Genomic DNA, 5975 nt, shown 5'->3' with positions numbered 1-5975 from the left:
GGCCCACTACAACAGCCACCGACCACATCGATCGCTCTGCCAACAGCCGCCAAACCCGCCGTCGGGAGTCACTGACTTGACCGCCGCCAGGATCCGACGCGCCCGATCCTCGGCGGGTTGATCAACGAGTATTCGCAGGCAGCATAGCCGAACCGGCTTTACGAGCCCCACAGGATCCTTCGGCAACCCTTACCTGCCGACGCTGCCCGGCCAGGACGACTACGCCGGCGATCTCCGGCACGTCGCCCACTACCGCCGGCCGGAGGCGTACGCGGGCAAGCGGGTGATCGTCGTGGGCGCCGGCAACTCCGCCGTCCAGGTCGCCTACGAGATCGCGGCCCACGCCCGCGTCACGCTCGCCACCCGGGAACCCGTGCGCTTCCTGCCCCAACGCCTCAGCGGGCGGGACCTCCACCACTGGCTGCGGGTCACCGGCGCGGACCGCCTGCCACGCCGCGTCCTCACTCGTCTTGTCCGACACGCGACCGTGCTCGACACCGGCGTCTACCGCGACGCCCTCGCATCCGGTCTGCTTCAGCGGCGGGGGATGTTCACCGCCTTCACGCCCGAGGGGGTGATCTGGGCCGACGCCACGCCCGAGCCGGTCGACGCGGTCATCTTCGCCACCGGCTACCGCCAGGACCTTGCCTACCTCCAGCCCCTGGGCGCCCTCGACCACGGCGCACCGCAGCAGGTGGGTGGGATCTCCACCACTCATCCAGGTCTGGTCTATCTCGGGTTGGAGTTCCAGCGATCCTTCGCCTCGAACACCCTGCGCGGCATCGGCCGCGACGCCGCCCACGTCATGACTGCCCTCGCCGCTCACGTGTCGGGCCGGCCTCACCAGGGTTGGCAGCGGAAAGCGGGAGTCGCCTCGCGCACGGGATCCGGCGCTCAACGCTGATCGCGTTCGGCCCCCTCCTGGCATTCCGCCCTGCGAGCAGGAGGTTTGCGCGGCGGTTTACGCCTGCGACGAGGGGGCCGGCTCGACCGACAGCAAGGCGGCGAGCTGGCGCAGGATCCCCGGCCGGGCGCGGTAGTAGACCCAGGTGCCCCGCCGTTCGGCATCCACCAGGCCCGCCTCGCGCAGCGTCTTGAGATGGTGCGAGATCGTCGGCCCGGTCAGGTCGAACGCCGGGGTCAGGTCGCACACGCAGGCCTCCCCGTCTTCGGCGGAGGCGATCATCGACATCAGCTGCAGCCGCACCGGGTCGCCGAGGGCCTTGAACGCGGGCGCGAGCACTGCGGCCGTCTCGGCGGGAACCCGCCGCTGCGCCAGCGGGGGGCAGCACGGTGTGTCGGCGTTGAGGTCGATGAGGCGAAGCGGTGCTTCTTGCTTTGACATGCCTCTAGGTTGACATCTCTCTAATCAGTGTGCAAGTCTCTGGTTAGACGGACGTCAAGACAGGGCGTCATGAGGAAATGGGGCCTACCATGTTTGGCTTTACGCGCCGCCGGCCAACACCCGTGGCTGGTGTCCGGTTCTGCGACTCGTGTGCCCGGGTGTCCACTCCCGTGCAGCGGGTCGAGCGCCTCTATGACCGCGCCCGCACCACCGCCTACACGCTGACGATCCCCCGCTGAGGAAGGACCCGACATGAGCGAGAACAGCCCCGCCGTCGGCGGTTTCACCGGCGACCCCGCCGCCGCCCTGCAGATCACCGGCTCCGGCGCCTGCTTCTCGATGCCCTGATCGCGTCCACCGAGGCCGCCGGGATCTGGACCACCCAGTCCGATGTCTTTTCGGAGAACCCGCCAGCCTGGCTCTGCGCAAGCGCGCCGGCTTCCGGGTCATCGGCATCCGTGAGCGCGTCGGTCGGCACCACGGCCGATGGCGTGACGTCGTCCTTCCTTGAACGCCGCAGCCCCGTCATCACCTGAACCCCTGCCGCTCCGCCTGCCCCAGCACAACCGCACCTTCTTGATTCGACAGTTTTCGACACAGAGGAGTTTTCCGATGAGCGTCCTGACCGAGCTGCCCGTCGTGGTGATCGGCGCGGGCCCGGTGGGTTTGGCCGCCGCCGCCCACTTGCACGAGCGTGGCCTGCCCTTCCTTCTTCTGGAGGCCGGTGACACCGTTGGCGCGGCGGTGCGGCAGTGGGGGCACGTGCGGGTGTTCTCCCCGTGGCGGTACAACGTCGACCCGGCCGCGCGCCGGCTGCTCGACGACGCCGGCTGGGTCGCCCCGGCCGAGGACGCCCTGCCCACCGGCGCGGAGCTCGTCGCCGAATACCTCCAGCCCCTCGCGGAGCTTCCGCAGCTCAAGCCGCACCTGCGCTACGGCGCGCGGGTGGAGGCGATCAGCCGCCTCGGCCTGGACCGGCTGCGCACCGCCGGCCGCGAGCAGACGCCGTTCCTGATCCGACTTGCCGACGGTGACGAGCTGCTGGCCCGCGCGGTCATCGACGCCTCCGGCACCTGGGGGACTCCCAACGTGCTCGGCGCTTCCGGCCTGCCCGCCCGGGGGGAGACGAACGTGGCCGCGTTCCTCGAGCACGCCCTGCCGGACGTGCTCGGCGCGGACCGGGACCGCTTCGCCGGCCAGCACACCCTGATCGTGGGCGCCGGCCACTCCGCCGCCAACACCCTGCTCTCCCTCGCCGAGCTGGCCGCTGCCGAGCCCGGTACCGAGGTGACCTGGGCGATCCGCTCGGCCAGCCCGGCCCGCACCTACGGCGGCGGCGACGCCGACGCCCTGCCCGCCCGCGGCGCGCTCGGCTCCCGGCTGCGCGAGCACGTCGACGCCGGCCGGATCCGGCTGCTCACCGGCTTCTCCGTCCACGCCCTCGCCCCGGCCGACGGTCGGGTCGCCGTCGTCGTCCGCCACGCCGACGCGCCGACGAGTCCATCACGGTCGACCGGATCGTCGCCGCCACCGGCTTCCGACCCAACCACTCGATCGCCGCCGAGCTGCGCCTGGACCTCGACCCGATCATGGGCGCCACCCGTGCCCTCGCCCCGCTGATCGACCCGAACGAGCACTCCTGCGGCACCGTGCCCCCGCACGGCGTGGACGAGCTCGCACATCCGGAGGTCGGCTACTACGCCGTTGGCATGAAGAGCTACGGCCGCGCGCCGACGTTCCTCATGGCCACCGGATACGAGCAGGTCCGCTCCGTCGTCGCCGCCCTCGCCGGGGACTGGGACGCCGCCCGGGACGTCCAGCTCGACCTGCCCGAGACCGGCGTCTGCAACAGCAACCCCACCGACTCCACCGGCACCGACAGCTGCTGCGGACCGGCCCCGGCGGCGGAGACGGCCGGCAAGGGCCTGGCCATCGGCATCTCCGGTGGGCTGCTGTCCACGCCGCTGAACCTCATCAGCCTCGACGTAGCACCTGCTGGCGGCCAGACCGGCGGCTGCTGCGGCAGCTGATGACCACCTCCACGATGGCGCCCGCCGACCCCACGGTGGGCGGGCGCCACGGGCGGCGCATCGTCGCCGCCCTCGCCATCACCACCACCATCGGCTACGGCACTCTCTACTACGCCTACGCCGTCCTGCTCGGCCCGATGGCGGCCACCATCGGCGCTTCCACCACCGCTGTCACCGGAGCGCTGACCGCCTCTGTCCTCGCCGGCGCCCTCATGGCCATCCCTGTCGGGCGGTGGCTCGACCGCCACGGCGGACGCGCCCTGATGACCACCGGCTCCATCACCGCCACGGTACTGCTGATCGCCTGGTCCCAAGTCCAGACCATCTGGCGGCTCTACGCCGTCATGATCGGCATCGGCATCACCGGCGCCATGGTCCTCTACGAACCCGCCTTCGCGGTCATCGTCACCTGGTTCACCCCCGAGCGGCGCGCCACCGCGCTGCTCGCCGTCACCATCGTCGCCGGGTTCGCCAGCACCATCTTCATGCCGCTCGCCGGCTTCTTCGACGCACACCTCGGCTGGCGCGGCACCCTGCTCGTCCTCGCCGCCATCTACGGCGTGGTGACGGTGCCCCTGCACGCCCTCACCATCCGCAAACCTCCGGCCCCGCCCGCCGCGTTATCGGCCCCGCCCGAGCGGCAGGACAACACGCAGCGGCGATCTGTCGCGCGCGCCGCCATGCGTGATGCCAGGTTCTGGATCCTTGCCGGCACGTTCACCGCCCACGGCGCGGCCACCAGCACCATGACCGTCCACATCGTCGGCTACCTCGCCAGTCGCGGCCACCCGGCAACTTTCGCCGCCTCCATCGCCGGCCTGCTCGGTGTCCTGTCCGTCACTGGACGCCTTCTCCTGACCGCCGCCCGCCGGCGGTTGGCCGTGACCACCATCGTCGCCGCCGTCTTCGCCACCCAAGCCCTCGCCGTCCTCGCCATGCCGCCGCTCGCCGGGACCCCGATCGGCGCGATCATCACCGTCACCGGCTTCGGACTCGGGTTCGGCATCGCCAGTCTCGCCACCCCAGCTCTCCTCGCCGACCGGTACGGCACCACCGCCTACGCCACCATCGCCGGACGCCTCACCGCCCCCGTCACCACGGCCAAAGCCGCCGCGCCGCTGCTCGCCGCCACGCTCTTGCCGCACGGCGGCTACCACGTCTTACTCGCCGCCGTGACCACCGCATGCCTTGTCGCCGCCGTCGGCATGCGGGCCGTGGGGGAGGGCAGGATCGACAGCAGCGAGCACCGCAGCCAGCCCGTCTGACCGCATCCAGGAGCCCGCGCTGCTGCCGTGTCAGGGCCAGATCCAGCTCAGGTAACCGCAATTGGCGAGCGCGCAGAAAGGCCGACAGCACGACACCCCGACGTCTACCCCAGGTCCCACGCGGTCCACCTGACGACCCATGAACGCTCGGGTCGCGCGGCCGGCAGCGGCTGATCCCCAAACAGCACTGCTCCTACCGCCTCGGCTGCTGCCCGCATCTCCGCCTTCCGGTCACGCAGCGGATCACACACCACCAGCAGGAGATCGCCGTGAACGAGGGTCTGGGCGGGGTGGCCCGTCCGCTGTCTGATCAGCGACCGAATCTCCTTCCGCAGGACGGCGAGCTGGTCACCTGGCACCTCCCGCACTTCCGCGTACCCGTGCTCACGCACCACGTCGCAGATCACCTGCGCGACAACCGGGACTCTGCGGTCGACCGCCGGCGCGGGGAACAGGCGGTCCATCAGCGTCAGACACCGTCGGCACGTCGGCGCGTACGCCGGCTCCCGGCACCTGCTCAGCGTGCCGCCGTCACCGCCGACCATCAGCGCCCATACCCGGCCGCACATCGTCATGTGCTCCCAGACCGGCTCCCGCAGCGCCTGGACGTCATATCGCCATTGGACCGCCTCCTGCTCACTATCCCCGCGCGTGAGGTAGCGGTCGAGTACGGCGCTGCGACCTAGCGCCGGCGGCTCCTGCCGGCGCGCGAGGTGCACGGCCTCACCGCCGCTGACCGCTACGAGAAGCAGCACGGACTGCCCAGCGGCGATCACGTTCGGTCCATGCAGGCCGTCACGCATGCCTGCAGTATGCCCGCCCCTCCTCTCAGGACAGCCACAGACGAGGCCCTGCTCGGCCCAGACCCACTGTCGTCAGGCTCGTTGAGCATGCTGACGCGGGACGCATCTGCCGTTGCCGCCGGCATGACACAACCTTCCCGCCTACACGGCGAACAGCTCGTCCGGCCGCTCGTTCCTGCTGCCCTGCCCTGCTGAGCCGGCCGCGCCCGTGCCCGAGGCGACGTCGCGTGAACGACAAGTCCGGTCTCGATCATCAACTTGCCGACAGCAGCGGGCGCGGGTTTGCCCATGACGACATCGGCGGCGCTGGGGAAGCGCGACACGCAGCGGGTGTTGGTCCGGTAATGGCGGGCGTTGCTCACGGCTTCGAGGAGGAAGAACCTGACCTCAGTCAGGATCTTGAGATGCTGCGAGACCGTGGACTGGGCCAGACGTGAGATCGCGTCGGTGATCATGGAGTTCTCTACGCTTCACGACACCCCGAGGACCTCACCCGCCGATGTCATCATGCCCGATCCCCGCACTGTCCGCC

The 5975-nt window shown here is 70.8% G+C and carries 4 protein-coding genes and 3 pseudogenes; 4 read left to right on the top strand and 3 right to left on the bottom strand.

Annotated features, from left to right (window positions below; all coding sequences use genetic code 11):
* Nucleotides 1-130 precede the first annotated feature (130 nt).
* Nucleotides 131-904: an NAD(P)-binding domain-containing protein gene (locus JNW87_RS33390; RefSeq protein WP_109800609.1), complete on the top strand. Its 774-nt coding sequence runs from the start codon at nucleotides 131-133 to the stop codon at nucleotides 902-904.
* A gap of 57 nt (nucleotides 905-961) precedes the next feature.
* Here JNW87_RS33390 and JNW87_RS33385 read toward each other — a convergent pair whose 3' ends face one another.
* Nucleotides 962-1345 (bottom strand): metalloregulator ArsR/SmtB family transcription factor, encoded by a 384-nt coding sequence (locus JNW87_RS33385; protein WP_109800608.1) that lies wholly within the window; start codon nucleotides 1343-1345, stop codon nucleotides 962-964.
* Nucleotides 1346-1671: 326 nt separating this feature from the next.
* On the opposite strand from JNW87_RS33385, the pseudogene JNW87_RS33380 reads away from it, so the two are divergent.
* The 3 genes and pseudogenes from JNW87_RS33380 to JNW87_RS33370 form a co-directional block, all read left to right on the top strand.
* A pseudogene (locus tag JNW87_RS33380) lies at nucleotides 1672-1881 on the top strand (GNAT family N-acetyltransferase); the annotation flags it as partial.
* A gap of 76 nt (nucleotides 1882-1957) precedes the next feature.
* Nucleotides 1958-3375, top strand: a pseudogene (locus JNW87_RS33375) (FAD-dependent oxidoreductase).
* Nucleotides 3375-4640: an MFS transporter gene (locus JNW87_RS33370; protein ID WP_109800606.1), complete on the top strand. Its 1266-nt coding sequence runs from the start codon at nucleotides 3375-3377 to the stop codon at nucleotides 4638-4640. Before JNW87_RS33375 ends, JNW87_RS33370 begins: the two are co-directional and overlap by 1 nt.
* Before the next feature lie 104 nt (nucleotides 4641-4744).
* Here JNW87_RS33370 and JNW87_RS33365 read toward each other — a convergent pair whose 3' ends face one another.
* Both JNW87_RS33365 and JNW87_RS33360 read right to left on the bottom strand, forming a co-directional pair.
* Nucleotides 4745-5443 carry a hypothetical protein gene (locus JNW87_RS33365; RefSeq protein ID WP_109800605.1) on the bottom strand — a complete coding sequence of 233 codons (699 nt, stop codon included), beginning with the start codon at nucleotides 5441-5443 and terminating at the stop codon, nucleotides 4745-4747.
* Nucleotides 5444-5700: 257 nt separating this feature from the next.
* Nucleotides 5701-5874, bottom strand: a pseudogene (locus JNW87_RS33360) (transcriptional regulator); the annotation flags it as partial.
* Nucleotides 5875-5975 lie beyond the last annotated feature (101 nt).

This window comes from Micromonospora sp. ATA51 (assembly GCF_016802855.1).
Lineage (GTDB): Bacteria > Actinomycetota > Actinomycetes > Mycobacteriales > Micromonosporaceae > Micromonospora > Micromonospora sicca.
This window is presented reverse-complemented; position numbering and strand designations above follow the sequence as displayed.